Source organism: Bordetella sp. BOR01 (genome assembly GCF_019218885.1).
Taxonomy (GTDB): Bacteria; Pseudomonadota; Gammaproteobacteria; order Burkholderiales; family Burkholderiaceae_B; genus Bordetella_A.
Genome location: NZ_JAHUWT010000001.1, coordinates 334,466 through 355,709, shown reverse-complemented (window position 1 = coordinate 355,709; position 21,244 = coordinate 334,466). Strand labels below are relative to the sequence as shown.

The 21,244-nt window shown below is 66.3% G+C and carries 19 protein-coding genes; 9 read left to right on the top strand and 10 right to left on the bottom strand.

All coding sequences use genetic code 11. The features are described 5' to 3' along the window. Positions 1–312 precede the first annotated feature (312 nt). Positions 313–1,374: a Holliday junction branch migration DNA helicase RuvB gene (gene ruvB, locus KW845_RS01625; RefSeq protein WP_218368586.1), complete on the top strand. Its 1,062-nt coding sequence runs from the start codon at positions 313–315 to the stop codon at positions 1,372–1,374. A gap of 11 nt (positions 1,375–1,385) precedes the next feature. Here ruvB and recQ read toward each other — a convergent pair whose 3' ends face one another. Next, positions 1,386–3,200 carry a DNA helicase RecQ gene (recQ, locus tag KW845_RS01620; RefSeq protein ID WP_218367434.1) on the bottom strand — a complete coding sequence of 605 codons (1,815 nt, stop codon included), beginning with the start codon at positions 3,198–3,200 and terminating at the stop codon, positions 1,386–1,388. A gap of 80 nt (positions 3,201–3,280) precedes the next feature. Next, positions 3,281–4,708 (bottom strand): fimbrial protein, encoded by a 1,428-nt coding sequence (locus tag KW845_RS01615; RefSeq protein ID WP_255592320.1) that lies wholly within the window; start codon positions 4,706–4,708, stop codon positions 3,281–3,283. A 171-nt stretch (positions 4,709–4,879) separates the two neighbouring features. Here KW845_RS01615 and KW845_RS01610 point away from each other — a divergent pair, with 171 nt between their 5' ends. Both KW845_RS01610 and KW845_RS01605 read left to right on the top strand, forming a co-directional pair. Next, positions 4,880–5,581, top strand: a complete 702-nt coding sequence (locus tag KW845_RS01610; RefSeq protein WP_209155133.1) for a response regulator — start codon at positions 4,880–4,882, stop codon at positions 5,579–5,581. 18 nt (positions 5,582–5,599) lie between these two features. Further along, positions 5,600–7,072 carry an ATP-binding protein gene (locus KW845_RS01605; protein WP_218367432.1) on the top strand — a complete coding sequence of 491 codons (1,473 nt, stop codon included), beginning with the start codon at positions 5,600–5,602 and terminating at the stop codon, positions 7,070–7,072. 20 nt (positions 7,073–7,092) lie between these two features. On the opposite strand, the gene KW845_RS01600 is transcribed toward KW845_RS01605, so the two are convergent. Both KW845_RS01600 and KW845_RS01595 read right to left on the bottom strand, forming a co-directional pair. Further along, positions 7,093–8,127 (bottom strand): cytochrome d ubiquinol oxidase subunit II, encoded by a 1,035-nt coding sequence (locus KW845_RS01600; RefSeq protein ID WP_218367431.1) that lies wholly within the window; start codon positions 8,125–8,127, stop codon positions 7,093–7,095. Then, positions 8,124–9,467, bottom strand: coding sequence for a cytochrome ubiquinol oxidase subunit I (locus tag KW845_RS01595; protein ID WP_218367430.1), 1,344 nt, complete (start codon positions 9,465–9,467; stop codon positions 8,124–8,126). The genes KW845_RS01600 and KW845_RS01595 overlap by 4 nt, the downstream gene beginning before the upstream one ends. A gap of 116 nt (positions 9,468–9,583) precedes the next feature. Here KW845_RS01595 and KW845_RS01590 point away from each other — a divergent pair, with 116 nt between their 5' ends. The 4 genes from KW845_RS01590 (at position 9,584) to minE (ending at position 13,388) form a co-directional block, all read left to right on the top strand. Continuing rightward, positions 9,584–11,347 (top strand): glutamine--tRNA ligase/YqeY domain fusion protein, encoded by a 1,764-nt coding sequence (locus tag KW845_RS01590; RefSeq protein ID WP_218367429.1) that lies wholly within the window; start codon positions 9,584–9,586, stop codon positions 11,345–11,347. A gap of 9 nt (positions 11,348–11,356) precedes the next feature. Further along, positions 11,357–12,202, top strand: a complete 846-nt coding sequence (gene minC, locus KW845_RS01585) for a septum site-determining protein MinC (RefSeq protein ID WP_218367428.1) — start codon at positions 11,357–11,359, stop codon at positions 12,200–12,202. Positions 12,203–12,308: 106 nt separating this feature from the next. Next, entirely contained in the window at positions 12,309–13,124 is an 816-nt protein-coding gene (gene minD / locus KW845_RS01580; RefSeq protein WP_218367427.1) for a septum site-determining protein MinD, read from the top strand. Between the two features lie 3 nt (positions 13,125–13,127). Further along, positions 13,128–13,388 (top strand): cell division topological specificity factor MinE, encoded by a 261-nt coding sequence (minE, locus tag KW845_RS01575; RefSeq protein WP_012247903.1) that lies wholly within the window; start codon positions 13,128–13,130, stop codon positions 13,386–13,388. 78 nt (positions 13,389–13,466) lie between these two features. On the opposite strand, the gene KW845_RS01570 is transcribed toward minE, so the two are convergent. Continuing rightward, the gene (locus KW845_RS01570; RefSeq protein ID WP_218367426.1) at positions 13,467–14,999 is read right to left on the bottom strand and encodes a class I adenylate-forming enzyme family protein; all 1,533 of its coding nucleotides are present in this window, start codon (positions 14,997–14,999) and stop codon (positions 13,467–13,469) included. A gap of 2 nt (positions 15,000–15,001) precedes the next feature. After that, complete coding sequence (locus KW845_RS01565) at positions 15,002–16,180, bottom strand: thiolase domain-containing protein (RefSeq protein WP_218367425.1); 1,179 nt, start codon at positions 16,178–16,180, stop codon at positions 15,002–15,004. A 100-nt stretch (positions 16,181–16,280) separates the two neighbouring features. Here KW845_RS01565 and KW845_RS01560 point away from each other — a divergent pair, with 100 nt between their 5' ends. After that, on the top strand, positions 16,281–16,844 hold the full coding sequence (locus KW845_RS01560) for a LuxR C-terminal-related transcriptional regulator (RefSeq protein WP_218367424.1): 564 nt from the start codon (positions 16,281–16,283) through the stop codon (positions 16,842–16,844). Positions 16,845–16,926: 82 nt separating this feature from the next. Here KW845_RS01560 and KW845_RS01555 read toward each other — a convergent pair whose 3' ends face one another. The 4 genes from KW845_RS01555 to KW845_RS01540 form a co-directional block, all read right to left on the bottom strand. Then, positions 16,927–17,148, bottom strand: coding sequence for a glycine zipper 2TM domain-containing protein (locus KW845_RS01555; protein WP_218368585.1), 222 nt, complete (start codon positions 17,146–17,148; stop codon positions 16,927–16,929). A gap of 207 nt (positions 17,149–17,355) precedes the next feature. Next, positions 17,356–17,889: an isochorismatase family protein gene (locus tag KW845_RS01550; RefSeq protein WP_218367423.1), complete on the bottom strand. Its 534-nt coding sequence runs from the start codon at positions 17,887–17,889 to the stop codon at positions 17,356–17,358. 11 nt (positions 17,890–17,900) lie between these two features. Beyond that, positions 17,901–19,574 (bottom strand): energy-dependent translational throttle protein EttA, encoded by a 1,674-nt coding sequence (gene ettA / locus KW845_RS01545; RefSeq protein ID WP_218367422.1) that lies wholly within the window; start codon positions 19,572–19,574, stop codon positions 17,901–17,903. A gap of 57 nt (positions 19,575–19,631) precedes the next feature. Beyond that, a complete protein-coding gene (locus KW845_RS01540; RefSeq protein WP_255592316.1) occupies positions 19,632–20,540 on the bottom strand; it encodes a DMT family transporter in 909 nt (302 codons plus the stop codon). Between the two features lie 141 nt (positions 20,541–20,681). On the opposite strand from KW845_RS01540, the gene KW845_RS01535 reads away from it, so the two are divergent. Beyond that, the gene (locus tag KW845_RS01535) at positions 20,682–21,173 is read left to right on the top strand and encodes a hypothetical protein (RefSeq protein ID WP_218367421.1); all 492 of its coding nucleotides are present in this window, start codon (positions 20,682–20,684) and stop codon (positions 21,171–21,173) included. Positions 21,174–21,244 lie beyond the last annotated feature (71 nt).

The window sequence follows — 21,244 nt, the reverse complement described above, 5'->3', positions numbered from 1 at the left end:
CCTGGTTTGCGCTCTTGGGTCGCCTCGGCGTCCTGGGCATGGGGCCGAGGCTGGCCAGTGTTTCAAAAAGGGAAGAGGACCCCACGCAGCGTCGCATCTTTGGATGCCACGGTTCGAATTCACACAAACGCAGTCCCGCGCGGCTGGGACGGGGCAAATGAACTCACCGTTCCCCTCTACACCTGCCGCTCATCGGGCATTATGCGATTGACCAGCCTTCCCGCCCGTTGCGCCGCTGGGCCCCCTGGGTGGTGTACGATGCTTGCGCTGGCCCCATTCTTTCTTGTCCTGCCGCCAGTCTTGTTTCCGATCATGGCCATCCAGTCCGACTCGCTTTCCTCTCTTCCCGACGCCCCCCGGCTGGTGACGCCGAAACCGGTGTCGCCCAACGAAGAATCCATCGAACGCGCCCTGCGGCCCAAGGCGCTGCAGGAATACGTCGGCCAGCAGCGCGCCCGCGAACAACTCGAGATTTTCATCGCCGCCGCCCGCAAGCGCGGCGAGGCGCTCGATCACGTGCTGCTGTTCGGCCCGCCCGGGCTGGGCAAGACCACGCTGGCCCACATCATCGCCCACGAAATGGGCGTGCAGTTGCGCCAGACGTCCGGGCCGGTGCTCGAGCGCCCCGGCGACCTGGCGGCGCTGCTTACCAACCTGGAAAAGAACGACGTCCTGTTCATCGACGAAATCCATCGCCTGTCGCCGGTGGTGGAAGAAATCCTCTATCCGGCGCTGGAAGACTTCCAGATCGACATCCTGATCGGCGAAGGCCCGGCGGCGCGCAGCGTCAAGCTCGACCTGCAGCCGTTCACCCTGGTGGGCGCTACCACGCGCGCCGGCATGCTGACCAACCCGCTGCGCGACCGCTTCGGCATTGTTTCGCGCCTGGAGTTCTACAACGCCGACGACCTGGGGCGCATCGTCACCCGCAGTGCCGGCCTGCTTCATGCCGAGATCACCCCCGACGGCGCTGCCGAAGTGGCGCGCCGTTCACGCGGCACGCCGCGCATCGCCAACCGCCTGCTGCGGCGCGTACGCGACTACGCCCAAGTGAAATCGCACGGCACCATCGACACCGATACCGCCGGCCGCGCCTTGGCCATGCTGGAAGTCGACCCCCAGGGCCTGGACCTGATGGACCGCAAGCTGCTGGAAGCCATCATCCACAAATTCGACGGCGGCCCGGTGGGCGTGGACAGCCTGGCGGCAGCCATCGGCGAAGAACGCGACACCATCGAAGACGTCATCGAACCCTACCTGATCCAGCACGGCTATTTGCAGCGCACGCCGCGCGGCCGCATGGCAACCCAGACCACCTGGAGCCACCTGGGCCTGGCGCCGCCCTCGGGCAGCGGCGAACTGTTCAATAAATAGACGCGCAGGCCTCAGGCCACCAGCCGCAGGATGTCGTCGCCGTAGGCTTCCAGCTTGCGCACGCCAACACCGTTGATATGCCCGAGTTCGTCCATCGAGCCCGGCCGGGCCAGTGCGATTTCGCGCAGCGTCGCATCGTGGAAGATCACGTAGGCCGGTACGCCATGGTTTTTTGCGACCTCGCCGCGCCAATTGCGCAGGGCGTCGAACAACGGCTGGGCATCGGGCGGCAGCTCGACGGCCGCGGCGCGCGCCCGGCCGCCCGACTTGCCGGCGCGGGCCTTTTTCTCGGATTCGCGCCGCAGCATCAACTGGTGTTCGCCCTTGAGCACGGCACGGCTGCCTTCGGTCAGGGCCAGGGTGCCATAGCCTTCGTGGTCGACCGTCAGCAGCCCCTGCGCCAGCAATTGCCGCAACACGCCGCGCCAGGCGTTCTCGGACAGGTCGGCCCCCACGCCAAACACGCTAAGGGTTTCGTGCCCGTGCTGGCGGGTGCGGTCGGTGACCTTGCCGCGCAGGATATCGATGATGTGGCCGGCGCCGTAGCGCTGGCCACGCTCTTTCCACAGGCGGTACACCGCCGACAGCACTTTCTGCGCCGCCACGGTTCCGTCCCATGATTGCGGCGGCTCCAGGCAGACGTCGCAGTTTCCACAAGCCGTGATCGTCTGGCCGAAGTACGCCAGCAGGCGCACGCGCCGGCACTCCACCGTTTCGCACAGGCCCAGCATCGCGTCGAGCTGCTGGCCCAGGCGGCGACGATAGGCTTCGTCGCCCGGCGATTCGTCGATCATGCGGCGCTGCTGCACCACGTCTTGCAAGCCATAAGCCAGCCAGGCCGAGGCCGGCAGGCCGTCACGGCCCGCACGGCCGGTTTCCTGGTAGTAGCCCTCGACCGACTTGGGCAGGTCGATGTGCGCCACGAAGCGCACGTCGGGCTTGTCGATACCCATGCCGAAGGCGATGGTGGCCACCATGACGATGCCGTCTTCGCGCAGGAAGCGCGACTGGTTGGCGGATCGCACGGCAGCGCTCAACCCTGCATGGTAGGGCAAGGCGTTGACCCCGTTCTGGCGCAGGAAGTCGGCGGTTTCCTCGACGCGGGCGCGCGACAGGCAATACACCACGCCCGAATCGCCCTCGTGCTCGGCGCGGATCAAGTCCAGCAACTGGCGCCGCACCTCGTTCTTTTCGACGATGCGGTAGCGGATATTGGGCCGGTCGAAGCTGGCCACGAAATGCTCGGCCTGGTCCAGCGCCAGCCGCTGCGCGATCTCGACGCGCGTGGTGGCCGTGGCAGTGGCCGTCAGGGCGATGCGCGGCACGTCGGGCCAGCGCTCGTGCAGCATCGACAGGCCCAGGTATTCCGGCCGGAAGTCGTGGCCCCATTGCGATACGCAATGCGCCTCGTCGATGGCGAACAGGGCGATGCGGCCACGGTCCAGCAGTTGCAGGCAGCGGTCGGTAAGCAGCCGCTCGGGCGCCACGTACAACAGGTCGAGTTCGCCATCCAGGAACGCCTGCTCGACGTCGCGGGCCACGCGCCAGTCTTGGGTGGAATTCAGGTAGGCCGCCCGCACGCCCAGTTCGGTCAGGGCATCGACCTGGTCTTGCATCAGGGCGATAAGGGGCGACACCACCACACCGGTGCCCTCGCGCACCAGCGCCGGCACCTGGTAGCACAGCGACTTGCCGCCACCAGTGGGCATCAGCACCAGTGCGTCGCCGCCGCCGATGACATGCTCGACGATGGCCTGCTGGTCGCCGCGGAAGGATTCGTAGCCGAAAACGCGCTGCAGGACGCCCTGGGCGCGCGGGTCAGACATGGGGAGTAGCGGAAAACGTCATGGCGGCGATTTTAAGCCCCATTGAGCCAGCAGGCACGACAGGGGTGCGCAACCCACCCCTACCAGGGCAGCCAGCGGCCGCGCATGAACGTATCCACCGGCATGGTGAGCCCGGCCCGCATTTCGTAGTCGCCCGTCACCACGTCGCGGTCGGCTCCCACGGCCAGGCGCACGCTGGGCGCCACCAGCATGCTGTGCTGCAGCCCGAAGCGCTGCTCGACGGGCTGGCCGGCTTCGCGCAGGCCGGTGTAGGTGCCCGTCACGGTGCCCCACCCTGAAATCGGCACGCCGGCCGCCAGCGTGTTGCGCATGCGAGGCGTTCCTGCGGCGCCGGCCCGGTATTGCGACAAATCGCCGAACCCGGCGTCGATCTGCTCGTTGGTCACCGCCAGGCTGACCGATTCGAGCAGATTGACGTTGTAGCCGAAGCGGTAGCGCCACGCATTGACATGGTCGAAGCTGCTTTGGGTGGCCCCCGCCTGGAAGGTGCCCAGCTCACCCGCCGAGTAGGTGGTGCCCAGGCCGCGCGTGGACAGCGCCGGCGCGCTTTGCATCTGGCTTTCCAGGGTCAGGGCCGGCGTGAGGCCGTAGCGCAGGGTGCCGCTGCCGGCCGTGACACCATAGTCGATGGCGCCCGACCCGGTCGCCGTATCGGTGTAGTTCAACACGCCCACCGCCGACGAATAGGCCAGGCGCCCAGCGGGCACGGCCTGCGTTCCGCCGGCCCAGTCCGATACCTGCAGGCCGCCGATGGGCACCGTGCTGCCCCAGATGGGCGCATTGGCCGTCAAGTTGCCCAGCGCCAGCACGGGGCCGGCCGTGTCGCGGTAGGTCCAGCGTCCGCCGCCATAGGCAAAGCCCTGCTGCGGGCTGACCGACGAAAACCACGGGTTGGCGGTTTGCGCCACACCGGTCATCACCATGACCGAGCCATGGGGCACCGGATCCTGGGTTTCCAGGCCAAAGGTGTAGTTCTGCGGCGGTACCGACGCCACGTCGGGAAACAGGTTGGCGCATTGGATGGGCAGCGCCGCGGCGGCAGTGCCGGCATCCACCGGGGCGTCGATCGTGCCGGTGGCGTCGGGCCCGCGCGGCCGCAGCGCGGCATCCGGCAGGCCCTCGGCCGGCTGCAGCGAGGCATCGGTCAAGCCTTCGGTGGGCCCAAGCTGGCACGGGGCCGGATCCAGGTCGAGTTCACGCGATTCGGACACGGTAGCCGGCGTGACGGGCAACGGCTGCACTGGCGCCAGCACGGATATTCCCTCACGTGCCGCCCGCTCGATCTCGAGCCATGCATAGGGGTCTTTGTGCCGGGCCGGAGCGGACTTGGCCGGCGGCGGGGCGTGCACTGCCGGCGCGGCAGCGGCATCGGCAGCGCTGCCGGAAGCGGGATTACCGGGCGTGGCACAAGCGCCCAGGGCCATGTTGCAGGCCAGCACGCCGGCCAACAGGGGACGGGACGCCCGCGTGCACGGCGAGTTACGCATGGTCATGACACCAGGTAGTGTAAAGACCGAAAGACGGGGCATCTGTAAAGGTTCTTAAAACGGGCACAAGGGTTCAGGCGATATTTTAGTGAACCCGCGCACCGTCACGGTATATTTCAATCCATTTCCTGCCCCTTGCCGGCCACTCCATCCCCGGCCACTATGGCATACATGGACACCCCACATACCAAGCTACTGGTCGTCGACGACGACCCTGCCTTGCGGCAGCTACTGGCCGACTACCTGAACCGGCACGGCTACGACACCCTGCTCGCGCCCGACGCCAGCGACCTGGCCGCCCGTATCGCGCGCTATGCCCCCGACCTGCTGGTGCTGGACCGCATGCTGCCAGGCGGCGATGGTGCAGATGCCTGCCGGCGCCTGCGCGAGCAAGGCGAAGACATTCCGGTCATCCTGCTGACTGCCCGCGACGAAGCCGTGGACCGCATCATCGGCCTGGAGGCAGGCGCCGACGACTACCTGGGCAAGCCTTTCGACCCGCGCGAACTGCTGGCCCGCATCGAAGCCGTGTTGCGCCGCAAGCGCGGCCCATCTGCCCTGACCAAAGACGCGCCGGTAAGCTTCGGCCCCTTCGTGTTCGACCCGGCCATGCGGCAGTTGCTGCGCGAGGGCGAGCCGGTCAAGCTGACTGGCGGTGAAATCAACCTGCTGGAAGCGCTGGTACGCAATGCCGGCAAACCCCTGTCGCGCGAACGCCTGCTGGCGCTGGCGCGCGACGACGACGGCGGCGAACGCAACGACCGCGCCATCGACATTGCCATCCTGCGCCTGCGGCGCGCCATCGAAGACGACCCGAAGCAGCCGCGCTGGATCCAGACAGTCTGGGGCATCGGCTACCGGTTCTCGCCCTGACAGGGCCCGGCACCACGCATGAATCGCCTGACCCGTTTCCTGTTGCCGCGCTCGCTGCGGGCGCGCCTGATCCTGCTCGTGCTGGGCGCGGTACTGCTGGCCCAGGCCGCGACGCTGGCCACCGTGTCGTACTACCGCGAAAAATTCCTGGAAGACGTGGCCATCGGCTACATCGCCACCACCATCCGCACACTGCGGGCGGCGGTTTCGCAGATTCCCGCCGAAGAGCGTGCCGATTTCGTGCGCAACGCCTCGCAGAACCAATGGCGGCTATGGTCGCGCACGCTGCCGGCCGAGGCCCGCCTGCAGCGCCTGAACCGCCCGTCCCCGCCGCCGCCACGACGCGACGATGCCGACCAGCGCGACGAGGCGGGCCGGCACGACGACCGCGACAGCGAGGCGCAACGCCAGCGGCTGCGCGCCATGCGCGACAATCAGCCCGACGACATCCGGCGCGACCTGCGCGGGCCCATCCGCGAACTGAATGACCGGCTCAATGACGGCACCCGCGTGGCGCTGTCGCACGGACCCGAGCCCGAGATCTTCATCTCGCTGGCCCGCAACCCCGACACTGAAGATGCGCCGCGCCTGCGCGAATGGCTGGTCATCCCGCTCGAACGCCTCGACCCGCCGGTGGCCACGCCGCTGGTCGCCATCTGGCTGGGTGGCCTGGGCCTGGTGCTGCTGCTGGCGGCGGGCTTTTCGTGGCACATCACCCGGCCACTGACACGCCTGGCCGAAGCGGCCGACCGGCTGGCCGCCGGGCAGCCGCAGCGTGTGCAACCGTCCGGGCCGCAGGAAACGCGGGCCCTGGGCAAACGCTTCAATGCCATGCTCGACGCGCTGGCCGAATCCGATTCGGTACGCCGCACCTTGCTGTCGGGCCTGCCGCACGACCTGAAAGGGCCGCTGTCGCGCATGTGGCTGCGCATCGAGATGGCCGACGATCCGCCCCTGAAAGAAGGCCTGCGCAAAGACCTGCAAGACATGCAGCACATGGTCGACCAGTTCATCGGCTTCGTGCGCGGCACCGATCCGGCCGCCTATCGCTATGCCTCGCTGGCCCTGCCCGAATGGCTGGCCGACCGGGTGGGCGGCTGGCAAAGCACCGGCACATCGATCACCCTGGACATGCCCGATGAAAGCATGACCGTGCAAGGCGATGCCGTGGCCCTGGGCCGGCTGCTGGACAACCTGATCGGCAACGCCCTGCACCATGGCGAGCCGCCGGTGGATATCCGCCTGCGCCGTGCCGATGGACAGGCAGTGCTAGAGGTGGCCGACCATGGCCCCGGCATTGCCGCCGACCGCCGCGACGAGGCGCTGCGCCCGTTCGCGCGGCTGGACGACGCCCGCACCCGTACCGGCAATGTGGGCCTGGGCCTGGCGCTGGCCGAAGCCATCGCGCGAGCGCACGGCGGCACGCTGGCGCTGCTGCAGGCCGAAAGCGGCGGCCTGCTGGTGCGCATCACCCTGCCCCTGGCCGCCTGAGCGGCCCGGGCCCGCCGCGCCTAAGCGACCGCGCGGCGGTCTTTGCCGAATACCGATCGATAGGCCAGCAGGTTGAAAATCAGCACCACCGGCACGCCGATCACCGCCCCTGCCAGCACCAGCCGCATCGAGCCGATCGAGGCCGTGCCGTCCCACAGGGTCATGTCGTCCAGGATCAGGTACGGGAACAGGCTGTAGGCCAGCCCCGCCAGCATCAGCAAGTACAACACCACGCACAGCACGAACGGCAGCCAGCTATTGGGTTCGCCCCGGCCCGGCACGCGGGCCAGCAGCATTTCGGCACTGGAAAAGCACAGCAGCATCATGGCCCACACCACCACGGCCACGGCCAGCCCGCCGACGTTGCTCCATTTGTAGAAAATGCCGGCGTTGGCCAGGCCCAGCATCACCGAGGTGGCCACCATGCCCACCGCCGTCCAGCGGATGGCGTGGCGGCCCCAGCGCGCGGCCCGGCGCTGCAGGTCGCCGTCGACGCGCATCACCAGCCAGGCAGCCCCCAGCAGTATGTAGGCCGCCACCGCGCACAGGCCCATCAGCACCGCGAACCAGCCATAGCCGGCCGCCGTCTGGTAACCCGTGGCGATGCGTCCCAGGATCATGCCCTGCCCGAACGCCGTGGCCAGCGACCCCAGCCAGAAACCCAGGATCCAGCGCGGCTTGAGCTCGGTGCGGGCGCGGATGCGGAACTCGAACGACACGCTGCGCAGCACCAGGCCCAGCGCCATCAGGGTCAGCGGGCCGTAGAGCTTGCCGAACACCGTCCCCCAGGCCAGCGGAAACGCCGAGGCGAACAGGCCGATGCCCAGGAACGGCCAGAACTCGTTGGCATCGCGCCAGGGACTCAGCAGGGTCATCATGCGCCCCCGCTCGTCGGCCGGCGCCAGCGGCAACAGCATGCCCACGCCCAGGTCGAAACCGTCGAGCACGATGCCTCCCGCGATCAGCAGGAACAACAGGCCCATGAACACCAGCGGCATCCAGAAGGTCGGATCGTTGGCGCTGACGCCCAGCGAAGCGGCCAGCATGTCGATCATTGGGGCAATCCTCCGGGTTTGCGCACCGGCACCACGCCGTAGCGGGCCGCGTGGAACAGCATGCCATTGAACGCGGCCAGCAGCAGCGCGTACAGGATCAGGTAGCCGGCCAGGCTGGCCGACAAGGTGGCGGTGCCGGCAGTGCCCAGCACTTCGGTTTGGGTGATGGTGGCGTTGACCGCATAAGGCTGCATGCCCACCAGCGCGAACACACCGCCGGCCAGCACGGCCAGGCCACCGGTGTACAGAGAACCCACGATCACACGCAACCACCCGCGCGGCATCAGCGATGGATCGATGCCGCGCCGTGCCGTCAGGACCAGCGTCGTGCACGATACCAGCAGCATCGCCAGCCCCAGCAGCAGCGCGACGCGCAGGGTCCAGAATGTCAGGGCCACCGGCGGCCGCATGCCCGAGAACTTGTCCAGGCCCAGGTATATGCCCTGCGCATCGCGACCCAGCCAGGCACCGCCCGCGCCCTGCCAGGCCAGCGGGGCGCGAGTGGCCTGGGCGCGGGCGTCGGGCCAGCCGAACAGCGTCCAGCCGGGTTCGGTACCGCTGTGCCAGTAGCCCGCCGCGGCGGCGGCCTTGGCGGGCTGGTGCTCGGCCATGACGCGGCCGGCACCGTCGAGCACGGGCAACTGCAGCAGCGAGGCCGCCGCGGCCACCACCAGGGCGGTCTTGAAGGCGCAGCGCTCTCCCTCGTCGAGCGGGCGCCGCAGCGCCTGCAGCGCCGTCACGCCCAGTATCAGGAAGGCGGCCGCCAGAGCCGACCACAAGGCCATCAAGCCCAGGTTCCAGCCCAGCGACGGGTTGAAAATGACGGCGTTCCAGTCATATACCTGGTAGCGCGCGTCGATCAGGGTGGCGCCGGCCGGCGTCTGCACCCATGACTGCAGGGCCAGCACCCAGAACAGCGCCACCGCCTGCCCCACTGCCACCATGAATACGGCCAGGGTATGGGCGCGGTCCGACACCCGCCGCTGCCCGAACAGCATCACCCCCAGGAAACAGGATTTCAGGATGAACACCGACAACACGCCAAAGCCGATAAGCGGGCCCGCCACGTTGCCGATCTTGTCCATCAGGCCGGGCCACAGGCTGCCCACCTGGATCAGCACGGGCAGCGCGGCGGCCAGGGTCAGCACGAATGACAGGGCGAAAATGCGCACCCAGAACCGGTACGCGGCCGTCCAGCCCGGCAGGCCGGTGCCGTGCGCGCGCAGTTTGAAGAACAGCAGCAGCCAGGACAGGGCCAGCGCCAGGGCCATGAACAATGCCAGGAAACTGAGGCTGGCAGTGAACTGGATGCGGGCCAATAACAGGGGGACGATATCCATGATGGCCGGTAGTGTAGAGCCTGTTTCCGGATGATGGGGGACGGGTTTACAACGGCATCGGGATGCGGACGTGGCAAAATTGACGCTTTGCTGCTGCTTTTTCCTATTCCTCGAGCATGACCACCGCCCCGACGCCGACTGCCGCTACCAATTTCCTGCGCAATATCATCGAAGATGACCTGCAGGCCGACCGCTTCCAAGGTAAGCGCTGGGCCGGGGCTCCCGGCCCAGCGTCGGTGCAGTCGCAGGCCACCGCCGACCCGGCGCGCATCCGTACCCGCTTCCCGCCCGAGCCCAACGGCTATCTGCATATCGGCCACGCCAAGAGTATCTGCGTGAATTTCGGCCTGGCGCGCGACTACGGCGGGGTGTGCCACCTGCGCTTTGACGACACCAACCCCGAAAAAGAAGACCAGGAATACGTCGATGCCATCATCGACGCCGTGCACTGGCTGGGCTTTGACTGGAAGGCCGACGGCAACGACAACCTGTATTTCGCCAGCGACTACTTCGGGTTCATGTACGAATTCGCGCAGGCGCTGGTGCAGGCCGGCCATGCCTATGTCGATGAACAAACCGCCGAGCAGATCCGCGCCAATCGCGGCACCCTGACCGAACCGGGCGTGGCCTCGCCCTGGCGCGACCGGCCGGCCGCCGAGTCGCTGGCCCTGCTGGCCGAGATGCGCGAAGGCAAGCACCCCGACGGCAGCCTGGTGCTGCGCGCCAAGATCGACATGGCCTCGCCCAACATCAACCTGCGCGATCCGGTCATGTACCGCGTACGCCATGCCACGCACCACCGCACCGGCAACCAGTGGTGCATCTACCCGATGTATAGCTGGGCGCACCCGGTCGAAGACGCGCTGGAAGGCATCACGCACAGCATCTGCACCCTGGAATTCGAAGACCAGCGCCCGTTCTACGACTGGATCCTGGCCCGCCTGGCCGACCTGGGCAAGCTGGTCCGGCCCCTGCCGCGCCAGTACGAATTCGCCCGCCTGAACCTGACCTACGTGGTCACCAGCAAGCGCAAACTTTTGCAACTGGTGCGCGAGGGCCACGTCGACGGCTGGGACGACCCGCGCATGCCCACCCTGTTCGGCATGCGCCGCCGCGGCTACACCGCGTCGGCCATCCGGCTGTTCTGCGACCGTACGGCCGTTTCCAAATCCGATTCGCGCATCGACTACAGCCTGCTCGAACAGGCCGTGCGCGACGACCTGGACCCCGGCGCGGCACGCTCGGTGGCGGTACTGGACCCGCTCAAGCTGGTCATCACCAACTACCCCGTCGGCCAGGACGAACCCTGCACGGCCCCGCGCAACCCGCACGATCCCGCCGCCGGCAAGCGCCAGTTCCCGTTCTCGGGCGAGCTCTGGATCGAACGCGACGATTTCCGCGAAGAGGCACCCAAGAAATACTTCCGCCTGTTCCCTGGCAACATGGTGCGCCTGAAGTACGGCTACGTGGTGCGCTGCACCGGCTTCACCAAAGACGAATCCGGCCGCGTGACCGAAGTGCAGGCCGAATACCTGCCCGAAACCAAAAGCGGCACGCCCGGCGCCGACAGCGTGAAGGTCAAGGGCAACATCACCTGGGTCAGTGCGGCGCATGCCGTGCCGGCGCGGGTACACTTGTACGACCGCCTGTTCTCCGACCCGCACCCGGACGCCGGCGACAAAGACTTCCTGGCCTGCCTGAACCCCGATTCGCGCCGTACGGTCGATGCCTGGCTGGAACCCGGCACGGCGGCCGAGCCCGGCGCCACCTGGCAATTCGAGCGGCTGGGCTATTTCACGGTCGACAGCAAAGATTCCACACCCGAGGCGCCGGTGCTGAACCGCATCGTCACGCTGCGCGATTCCTGGGCCACGGCCTGATTTCCGACCATGACCACTGACTCCCTAGCCCTGGATTTCAAGAGTGCCACGCTGTATGCCATACGCGTGGTTCTGCACAGCGCCGACCTGGCCCGCCTGACCGCCGCCCTGGACCAGCGCATGGCCGACGCCGGCAGCTTCTTCGAGAACGAACCCGTGGTCGTCGACGCCAGCCGGGTCGACGACCCCATCGACTGGCCCGCCCTGTTGGCGGCGCTGCGCGCCCACAACCTGCCTCCCATAGGCGTGGTGGCCGAAGGCGCCAACCTGCATGCGGCCCAGGCTGCCGGCCTGGCGCCGGTGGAATTGTCCACGCCCACGGCGCGCCCGGCCCCCACGATTGAAACGGCGCCACCCAACGACGCGGCCACCCCGGTGCCGGCCGTGCCCGCCGTCGCGCTGGAAACCGGCGCCCCAGCGGCCGACGATAGCGCCGCCCCGGCCGAGCCGACCGACCCGGCCACCGCCGCGCCGGCCGAGGCGGCCCCGGCCGATCCGGCACCGGCGGCACTGGCCCAGGCCTCGGCCCTGGTCATCACCAAGCCGCTGCGCTCGGGGCAACGCGTGTACGCACGCCACACCGACCTGGTGGTCATCGGCATGGTCAGCCAGGGCGCCGAAGTCATTGCCGACGGCAATGTGCACGTCTATGGCCCCCTGCGAGGCAAGGCCATGGCGGGTGCGCGCGGCGATACCTCGGCCCGTATCTTCACCACCCAGCTCGATGCCGAACTACTGGCGGTGGCAGGTGTTTACCGGGTCGTGGAAGACAAGCTCGACAAGTCGCTGCACAACCAGCCCGCGCTGGTGCACCTGGATGGCGAGACGCTGCGCATCGAGGCCTTGAAAAAATAAGCCGGCGCATGCGGGCCGGCACCATGTCTACATCTTGTAAGAAGCCTTACACGGGCTTTTTGCTTTACGATAACGCGATTTATTCGAACATAAGGGTTAAATGGTCATGACACGTATAGTTGTGGTGACTTCCGGCAAGGGCGGGGTTGGCAAGACGACCAGCAGCGCCAGCTTTTCTGCCGGCCTGGCCATGCGCGGCCACAAGACTGCCGTCATCGACTTCGACGTCGGCCTGCGCAACCTGGATCTCATCATGGGCTGCGAACGTCGCGTCGTGTATGACTTTGTCAACGTGATCCAGGGCGAAGCCTCGCTCAAGCAGGCGCTGATCAAGGACAAGCAGCTCGAGAACCTGTTCATCCTGCCCGCTTCGCAAACGCGCGACAAAGACGCCCTGACCCAGGAAGGCGTGGGCAAGGTACTCGAAGACCTGAAGGAAATGGACTTCGAGTACATCGTCTGCGATTCGCCCGCCGGCATTGAAACGGGGGCCCTGATGGCCGCCTACTTCGCCGACGACGCGCTGGTGGTTACCAACCCCGAAGTCTCGTCGGTGCGCGATTCCGACCGCATCCTGGGCATCCTGGCCGCCAAGTCGCGCCGCGCCATCGAAGCCGAAGAGCCTGTCAAAGAATTCCTGCTGCTGACCCGCTACAACCCCAAGCGGGTCAACGACGGCGAAATGCTGTCGCTGACCGACATCGAAGACATCCTGCGCATCAAGCTGATCGGCGTAATTCCCGAATCCGAATCGGTGCTGCAAGCTTCGAACCAGGGCCTGCCGGCAATCCATCTGCGCGATACCGACGTAGCCGAAGCCTACAAAGACGTGGTGGCCCGCTACCTGGGTGAAGAAAAACCGCTGCGATTCGCCGATTACGAGAAGCCCAGCCTGCTCAAACGCCTGTTCGGAGGGAAGTAAGCAATGTCCTTCCTGTCGTTTCTGCTCGGCCAGAAGAAAACCTCGGCGGTTGTCGCCAAGGAACGCCTGCAAATCATTCTGGCGCATGAGCGCTCCGGCCGTGGCGCATCGCCCGATTACCTGCCCCAGTTGCAGCAAGAACTGGTGGCCGTCATCTCCAAGTACGTGAACATCAACCCCGACGACATCAAGGTGCACCTGGAACGCCAGGACACCCTTGAAGTGCTGGAAGTCAAGATCGAGATGCCGCAAAAAGAAGCCTGACCGCGGCGCTCTGCAAAGAAAAGGGCCCTGGCCAGCAACTGCTGGCCAGGGCCTTTTTCGCCAAGGCTGGCGGTAGCCCTAAACCGCCGGAGCGCCGCCCGGCCTTGCCAGCTCTCGCAATTCGGTCTTCAGTATCTTTCCGTAGCTATTCTTGGGCAGCTCGGCGCAAAATACGTAGCGCCGCGGCTTCTTGAACGAGGCCATCTCGGCACGGCACCAGGCTTCCAGTGCCGCCCCGTCAGGCACCTGGCCACCTGGCCGGACCACCACGAAAGCCACCACTTCTTCGCCCCATTCCGGGTGCGGTGCGCCAACCACCGCCACCTCGAACACGCCGGGGTGGCTGGCAACGACTTCCTCGACCTCGCGGGGGTAGATATTGGTGCCGCCGGAAATGATCACGTCCTTGGAGCGATCGGTAAGCGTCAGGAAACCATCGGTGCCCAGGAAACCGATATCGCCGGTGCGCAGCCAGCCATCGACCAGGGTCTGGCGGGTGGCGTCCGGGTTGCGCCAGTACCCGCTCATGACAGCCGGGCCGCGCGTCACGACCTCGCCGCAGGTGCCCGCGGGCACGTCGTTGAACGCGGCGTCGACCACCCGCACTTCCATGCAGGACTGCGCGGTACCCACCGAGGCAATGCGCGCTTCCCACTGAGGCTGCCTACGGTCGGCAACGGCCTCCTTGCGCATGGCGGTGATGGTCATGGGGCTTTCGCCCTGGCCGTAGATCTGTGCCAGCACCGGGCCGAGCACGTCGAGCGCCTGCACCATGTCGGCGGCATACATGGGTGCGCCGCCACACACGATGGTGCGCAGGCCCGCGACAGGCCGCGAGGCATCCCTGACCATGCGCTTGATCATGGTGGGCGCGGCGAACAGGCAGAGGTTGCCCAGTTGGCGGGCCAGGCCGAAGATCTCGGCGCTATCGAATCCCCTGGAGGCCGGCACGACATGGCGCGCGCCGGCGCGCACGAACATGAAGTTGTACAGCCCCGCGCCATGCGACATGGGCGCCGCATACAGCCAGGCATCGCTGGCCGACACGCTATCGACGTCATACGGGTAGCACAGCGCCATGGCCATCAGGTTGCCGTGGCTGAGCATGACGCCCTTGGGCCGGCCCGTGGTGCCCGATGTATAGAACAGCCATGCCAGCGCGTCCGGCGCGGCGGGCAATGGCGCGGCGAAATCGCCCGGATTGCGCACGGCCGTCGTGAATGGAGCGGTGTCCACGCCCAGCTCGCGGCAGCCCTGGGGCAGCATGGCCGTGTCGAACGCGTTACCAGCATCGGTGATAAGCAATGACGCTTCGGCATCGGCGGCGATCCAGGCCGCTTCTTTCACGTGCAGCTTGTGATTGATGGGCACCACCACCGCGCCGACCCACCAGGCGGCGTACATGGCGTACAGGTACTCGATGCGGTTGGGCATGTACAGGGCGACACGGTCGCCCGCACGCACGCCGTAGTCTGCCGCCATGGCCGCAGACAATGCCGCGGCGCCGGCGGCAAACGCACGGTAATCGGCGCGGCATTCGGCCCCCGCATACAGGGCCGGCGCGGCCGGCGTCTGCAAGGCGCGCGCATGAAGCCAATTGGCAACATTCATGGCTACCCCCGCCTTGCTTCGAGTATGGATGCGTAATTGGCGACCGCGGCCCCGCCCATATTGAACACCAGGCCCAGCGCAGGGCCGTCGAGTTGCATATCGCCGGCCTGGCCGGTGAGCTGGCGAAACGCCATGGCATGCATGGACACGCCGGTTGCGCCCACGGGGTGGCCTTTGGCCTTCAGGCCGCCCGACAGGTTCACGGGCAGCGCGCCCCCGCGCATCACGGTACCGTCATCCAGCACGCGGTGGCCCTGCCCGGCGGGCGCCAGCCCCATGGCTTCATAAATAAGCAGTTCGGCGATGGTGAAGCAATCGTGCACTTCGGCGAAGTCCAGGTCGTTGAGCTGGATGCCCGCACGGCCCAGGGCATCGCCGATGGCCTTGCGCGGCCCCTCGAAAGCCAGGAAATCGCGCGAGGCCATGGGCAGCAGGTCGCTGACGTGCACCATGCTGCGCAAGGCCACCTCGCGCCGGAAATCGCGCGCCCGTTCGGCGCTGGCAAGCACGACTGCAGCCGCGCCATCGGTGACCAGCGAGCAATCTGTAAGGCGCAGCGGCGGCGCTATCAGGGGATTGCGTTCGGACACGGTGTTGCAGGCGTCGGCATCGAGCGCCCGGTGCATGTGCGCCAGCGGATTGCGCAAGGCGTTGGCGTGGTTCTTGGATGCAATGGCCGCCATGGCCGCGAGCGGATCCTGGTAGCGCTGGGTGTATTGCTGGGCAGCCAGGGCGAATACCTGCGGGAAGCTCAGCGCGGCTTCTTGCGGATCTTTCTGGTAGCCGGCGCCCGCCAGCGCCCGTGTGACATCGGCGGTGTTGTTGTGCGTCATTTTCTCGGCGCCGACCACGAGTACGACGTCGGCCTGCCCGGCCTGGATGGCCGCCACGCCGGCGGCAATCGCCGCCGCGCCGGAGGCGCAGGCATTTTCGCAACGCGTGGCCGGCGTGAAGCGCAAATCGGGCGAGGCCTGGTGGATCAATGACGATGCAAAGCCATCGCTCACCATGCCGGAATTGAAATGGCCAAGGAATACCGCGTCGACCCCGCTGGCGGGCACGGCCGCGTCGTCGAGCGCCTCGCGCGCGGCGGAAACGATAAGGTCTTCCAGATCGAGGGCGTCGAGCCGGCCGAATTTGGTGTGCCCGCTACCGACAAGCGAGACGGTGTGCTTGTGCATGATGCTCCTCCAGGGGGATCGTTCTTTGGCATATGATGAGCACTCTTCATACGTACGTCTATAAGTGCACACACGTACTCACATACGTAGTTTTACGCATATGACAGAAACCCAACTGGAAGAACTGGCGTTCCGGGAATCGCCCTCGCCGCTGATCATGACCGAGCATCGGCGCATATTGCGCTGTAACAAGGCCTTTGCATCCCTGTTCGGCTATTCCGTCGAAGCGCTGACGGGCGAACTGATCCTGAAGCTATATCCGTGCAGTGCCGACTATTACGAAATCGGCGAACGCTGTCTCAAGGCGTTGCGCCACGACACCACGTATGAAGACGAGCGCTTCATGCAGCATCACAACAAAGAGATTTTCTGGGCCAGGGCGCGCGGCGTTACGCTGACCCCGCAAGATCCATTCAATCTGATGATCTGGAATTTCGACCGCATCCAGCATCGCCCGCCCAGCAAGACGGCCTCGCTTACGCCGCGCGAACAGGAAATCGCGGGGTTCATCGTCAACGGCCTGACCTGCAAGGAAACCGCGTCCGAGCTTGGAATTTCGCACCGCACTGTCGAGGTTCACCGCGGCCGGCTGATGCGCAAGCTCAACGCCAAGAATACGGCCGAGCTGGTTTCCAGGATTATCCAGGTCACCAATGGCAGCTAGGCAGCACGCATCGCATGCAAATGAAAAGGCCCGAGCCGGCGGATACCGGGCTCGGGCCTTCGGCCCTGAGGCTGGCGCGGACCTACTTGCCGACCTGGTCGCCAATGATGCCGCCCAAGGCTGCACCCCCCACCGTGCCCAGGATGCCGCCGCCGCTGATCACCGCGCCGGCCACGCCGCCGGCAGCGGCGCCACCCACGGTGGTTTTCTGACGGCGGCTCATGCTGTCCCAGGACGAGCATCCTGCCATGGATGCGGACAGGATGACAGCCATGCCGACTTTCGAGAGAGTTCCAATTTTCATCATGATGAGGCTCCTATTGTTGTGCCCGGGACAGCGCGCTGGAATCAGACTAGGCCAGACAATCAGGCACTACGGCGTCCCCCACAGACTCTTGAACCTTCAGAATCGCAAAAAGCGTCGCATTGAGCTGTTAGGGATGCCCATAAATTGTATCCATGGGTAGGCCGGGCACAGGGCAGCGCAGGCAGATGTTGCCCAACACGCGGCTTATTTCACCAAACGTAACACGTCGCGAAAGTGGGGATGGTCGCAGCTTTCCATCCATTCGAATAAAACCATTTCGGCCGTGACCACTGTGGCGCCCGCGGCACGGATGCGCCGCATGCCCGCATGTTGGTCGGAAGGCCGTCGCGATCCTACCGCATCAGACACCAGCACGGCACGGTAGTTCAATTCGAGCAAGCCCACGATGGTTTGCAGCACGCATACATGGGCTTCCCAGCCCACCACCAATACCGTGCGCCGCGCAGGCGGCAGCCAGGCATCGAAGCCCGGCTCGCGCACCGCCGAGAAATGCCGCTTCTGGAAAACCGCCTGCACCGAGCCCCGCAGCGATTCGATGGTGGGCCCGAGCGCGCCGCTGTTGTGTTCGGTGGCCACCACCGGCACATCCAGCAGGCGCGCGCCCTGCGCCAGCTTGCCCGCCGTATCCGCCAGTTCCGCGCCCTGCGCGATGGCGGGCAACAGGCGCTCTTGCATATCGACGATCAGCAAGGTGGAATCGGCAGCTTGCAGCAGCATGAGAGCCTCGCTTATTTCAGGGCTTTATAGCGCAGGCGGCGAGGCTTGGCGCCCTCTTCGCCCAGGCGGCGCTTCTTGTCGGCTTCGTACTCTTGGTAGTTGCCGTCGAAGAACACCACTTGCGAATCGCCTTCGAAGGCCAGGATGTGCGTGGCGATGCGGTCCAGGAACCAGCGGTCGTGGCTGATGACCATGACGCTGCCGGGAAATTCCAGCAAGGCGTCTTCGAGCGCGCGCAGGGTTTCCACGTCGAGGTCGTTGGACGGTTCGTCGAGCAGCAGCACGTTGCCGCCGGCGATCAGCGTCTTGGCCAGATGCAGCCGGCCGCGTTCGCCACCCGAGAGCTGGCCGACGATCTTGTTCTGGTCGGCGCCCTTGAAATTGAAGCGGCCCAGGTAGGCACGCGACGGCATCTCGAACTTGCCCACGGTAAGCACGTCGGCGCCGTCGGCCACCGCGTCGAAGACGGTCTTGGCGTCTTGCAGCGAATCGCGCGACTGGTCGACAAACGCCAGGTTCACGGTCTGGCCCAGCGAGACGCTGCCCGAATCGGGCTGCTCGCGGCCGGCGATCATGCGAAACAACGTCGACTTACCGGCACCGTTGGCCCCGATGATGCCCACGATGGCGCCCGGCGGCACCTTGAAGCTGAGATCGTCGATCAGCAGGCGATCGCCATAGGCCTTGCTGACGTTGTTGAATTCGATGACCTCATTGCCCAGGCGCTCGCCCACGGGAATGAAGATTTCCTGGGTTTCATTGCGCTTCTGGTATTCGTAGGAAGACAGTTCTTCAAAACGCGACAGGCGCGCCTTCGCCTTGGCCTGGCGACCCTTGGGATTCTGGCGCACCCATTCGAGTTCTTTCTTGATGGTCTTCTGGCGCGCCGATTCAGAGGCTTCTTCTTGCTTGAGGCGCGCGTCTTTTTGCTCGAGCCACGAACTGTAGTTGCCCTTCCAGGGAATGCCGTGTCCGCGGTCCAGTTCGAGAATCCATTCGGCCGCGTTGTCCAGGAAGTAGCGGTCGTGGGTAACGCCCACTACCGTGCCGGGGAACTTGTGCAGGAACTGTTCCAGCCATTCGACGCTTTCGGCATCGAGGTGGTTGGTGGGTTCGTCCAGCAACAGCATGTCGGGCTTGGACAGCAGCAGGCGGCACAGCGCCACGCGGCGCTTTTCACCGCCCGACAGATTGCCGACCGTGGCATCCCAGGGCGGCAGGCGCAGCGCATCGGCGGCGATTTCCATCTGGTGCTCGATGTCGTCGGCCCCGCTGGAGGCCGCCGCGGCGATGACCGCTTCAAGCTCGGCCTGTTCGGCGGCCAGTGCGTCGAAATCGGCATCGGGCTCGGCGTACTCGGCATAGACCTCGTCCAGGCGCTTCTTGGCCTGCACCACCGCGCCCAGTCCCTCTTCGACTGCCTGGCGCACAGTGTGGCCGGGATCGAGCTGGGGTTCTTGCGGCAGGTAGCCGATGTTCAGGCCCGGCATGGGCACGGCTTCGCCTTCGATTTCCTTGTCGACGCCGGCCATGATCTTGAGCAGCGTCGACTTGCCCGAGCCATTCAGGCCCAGCACGCCGATCTTGGCGCCAGGAAAAAACGAAAGCGAAATGTCGCGCAGGATCTGCCGCTTGGGCGGCACGATCTTGCCGACGCGATTCATGGTGTAGACGTATTGGGCCATGGACTCGTATGCAGGAAAACTGGTCGGAAGGAAGCAATGATTGTAGGCCGGAACCGCTCAGGCGGCCCGGGGCGCGCCGCGCGGGCGCCATTGCGCCAGGCTGACGCCGGCCAGCGCCATCAGGCCGCCCGCCAGGTGATAGGCATGCGGCACTTCGCCCAGCATCGCGGCGGCGATGGCAACCGTGGCCACCGGCATCAGGTTCAGGAAGATGCTGGCGCGGTTGGGGCCCAGGTAGCGCACACCCTGCATCCACAGATAAGGCGCGAACAGCGATGGAAAAATTCCGGCGTACAGCACCAGCGGGATATTGCCGGCATTCAGCGGCGAGGCGGGTGCCAGCAGGAACGAGGGCAATTGCAGGGCAATGCCGAACAGCACCTGTATGTATAAAGACTGCCACACGCCGATGGGCATCGGCCAGCGGCGCAGCAATACGCCATACATGGCGTAGGCCAGCGCGGCCAGCCCCATCAGCGCGTCGCCGGGATTGCCGCCCACGGCCAGCAGGCGCGTCGGATCGCCCTCGCCCAGCAGCACGCCCAGGCCGGCCAGCGACAGCGCGCCGCCCAGCACCGCCGTGGACGCGGGACGCTCGCGCAGCAACAGGCTGACCAGGATGATGGTCAGCAGCGGCACCATGGCGGTAATGATGCCCATGTTGGTGGCAGTGGTGCTGGCCGCGGCCACATAAGTCAGGCCCTGGTACAGGGCCGTGCCCAGCGCGCCCAGCACCGCCAGCTTGCCCAGGTGGGGCGCAATGGCGCGGCGATGCCGCAGCACGCGGGGCAAGGCAAAGGGCGTCAGCAGCAGCGCCGCCAGCACCCAGCGGTAAAAGCCGATGACGGCCGGCTCGATCACGCTGGCCGCCATCTTGGTCACCACCATGTTCAGCGACCAGATCAGAACCGCCGTCAGCGGAAGCAGCATGTGGCGCGAAGACGGCGCGGGTACGGCATCGGGCATGGCAGCGAAGGGGGGTAAAGCAAAGCCGCGATATTAGCGCCCCGGCCCGGCCGCGGCCAGGAAAGATCGCGGGAAACGCGCGACAATGGCGGTATTTGCATCGTGTTTCGCGGCCCGCGCCGCGACTTACCAGGAATTTCCATGTCTGCTTCCGCCACGCCACCGGCCTCGTTGACGCATTTCAGTTCCCAAGAGCTGGACATGCTGGCCAAGACCGCCGACGCCCTCAGCGCCTACCTGGGCAAGCCTGTGCTGGCCGAGGTACTGCTGGGCGAAGAAGGCACCGAATGGGTCACCTTCGGCGTGCCGCTGGCCCCGGCCGCCAAAGACGACGACCAGCCCCATGTACAGATGGGCGGTCCGCAGGCGCGCCTGCTGGGCAACCGCGGCGGCCTGGATCCCGCCGACGACGACACCTACGATTGCCTGTACTTGTGGGCCGTGCAGATCACCCTGGCCGAAGGCGAACGCTTCGTCAAGCTGGACCAGACCGGCGAAGAAACCGCCTGGTCCGACGAACTGGCCGATGTACTGCCCTTCGCGCTGGGCGACGAGCCGCTGCCGGACGAGGAAGACGACGATGAAGACGATGACGATGACGATGCCTCGCCCGACGGGCACGGCCATCGCTAGCCACCGCTAGCGCAGGGCGCCTCAGCCCTGCCTCTTTACGGATCAGACAGTTTCCCCTATGCTTGCACCGC

Coding starts and splice junctions, on each gene's coding strand:
- KW845_RS01615 (WP_255592320.1), bottom strand. CDS start 4,708: ATGCGTAACTCGCCGTGCACGCGGGCGTCCCGTCCCCTGTTGGCCGGC.
- KW845_RS01600 (WP_218367431.1), bottom strand. CDS start 8,127: ATGATCGACATGCTGGCCGCTTCGCTGGGCGTCAGCGCCAACGATCCG.
- ettA (WP_218367422.1), bottom strand. CDS start 19,574: ATGGCCCAATACGTCTACACCATGAATCGCGTCGGCAAGATCGTGCCG.
- recQ (WP_218367434.1), bottom strand. CDS start 3,200: ATGTCTGACCCGCGCGCCCAGGGCGTCCTGCAGCGCGTTTTCGGCTAC.
- KW845_RS01570 (WP_218367426.1), bottom strand. CDS start 14,999: ATGAATGTTGCCAATTGGCTTCATGCGCGCGCCTTGCAGACGCCGGCC.
- KW845_RS01535 (WP_218367421.1), top strand. CDS start 20,682: ATGTCTGCTTCCGCCACGCCACCGGCCTCGTTGACGCATTTCAGTTCC.
- KW845_RS01605 (WP_218367432.1), top strand. CDS start 5,600: ATGAATCGCCTGACCCGTTTCCTGTTGCCGCGCTCGCTGCGGGCGCGC.
- KW845_RS01595 (WP_218367430.1), bottom strand. CDS start 9,467: ATGGATATCGTCCCCCTGTTATTGGCCCGCATCCAGTTCACTGCCAGC.
- ruvB (WP_218368586.1), top strand. CDS start 313: ATGGCCATCCAGTCCGACTCGCTTTCCTCTCTTCCCGACGCCCCCCGG.
- KW845_RS01560 (WP_218367424.1), top strand. CDS start 16,281: ATGACAGAAACCCAACTGGAAGAACTGGCGTTCCGGGAATCGCCCTCG.
- KW845_RS01550 (WP_218367423.1), bottom strand. CDS start 17,889: ATGCTGCTGCAAGCTGCCGATTCCACCTTGCTGATCGTCGATATGCAA.
- KW845_RS01540 (WP_255592316.1), bottom strand. CDS start 20,540: ATGCCCGATGCCGTACCCGCGCCGTCTTCGCGCCACATGCTGCTTCCG.
- KW845_RS01555 (WP_218368585.1), bottom strand. CDS start 17,148: ATGAAAATTGGAACTCTCTCGAAAGTCGGCATGGCTGTCATCCTGTCC.
- minC (WP_218367428.1), top strand. CDS start 11,357: ATGACCACTGACTCCCTAGCCCTGGATTTCAAGAGTGCCACGCTGTAT.
- KW845_RS01565 (WP_218367425.1), bottom strand. CDS start 16,180: ATGCACAAGCACACCGTCTCGCTTGTCGGTAGCGGGCACACCAAATTC.
- KW845_RS01590 (WP_218367429.1), top strand. CDS start 9,584: ATGACCACCGCCCCGACGCCGACTGCCGCTACCAATTTCCTGCGCAAT.
- minE (WP_012247903.1), top strand. CDS start 13,128: ATGTCCTTCCTGTCGTTTCTGCTCGGCCAGAAGAAAACCTCGGCGGTT.
- KW845_RS01610 (WP_209155133.1), top strand. CDS start 4,880: ATGGACACCCCACATACCAAGCTACTGGTCGTCGACGACGACCCTGCC.
- minD (WP_218367427.1), top strand. CDS start 12,309: ATGACACGTATAGTTGTGGTGACTTCCGGCAAGGGCGGGGTTGGCAAG.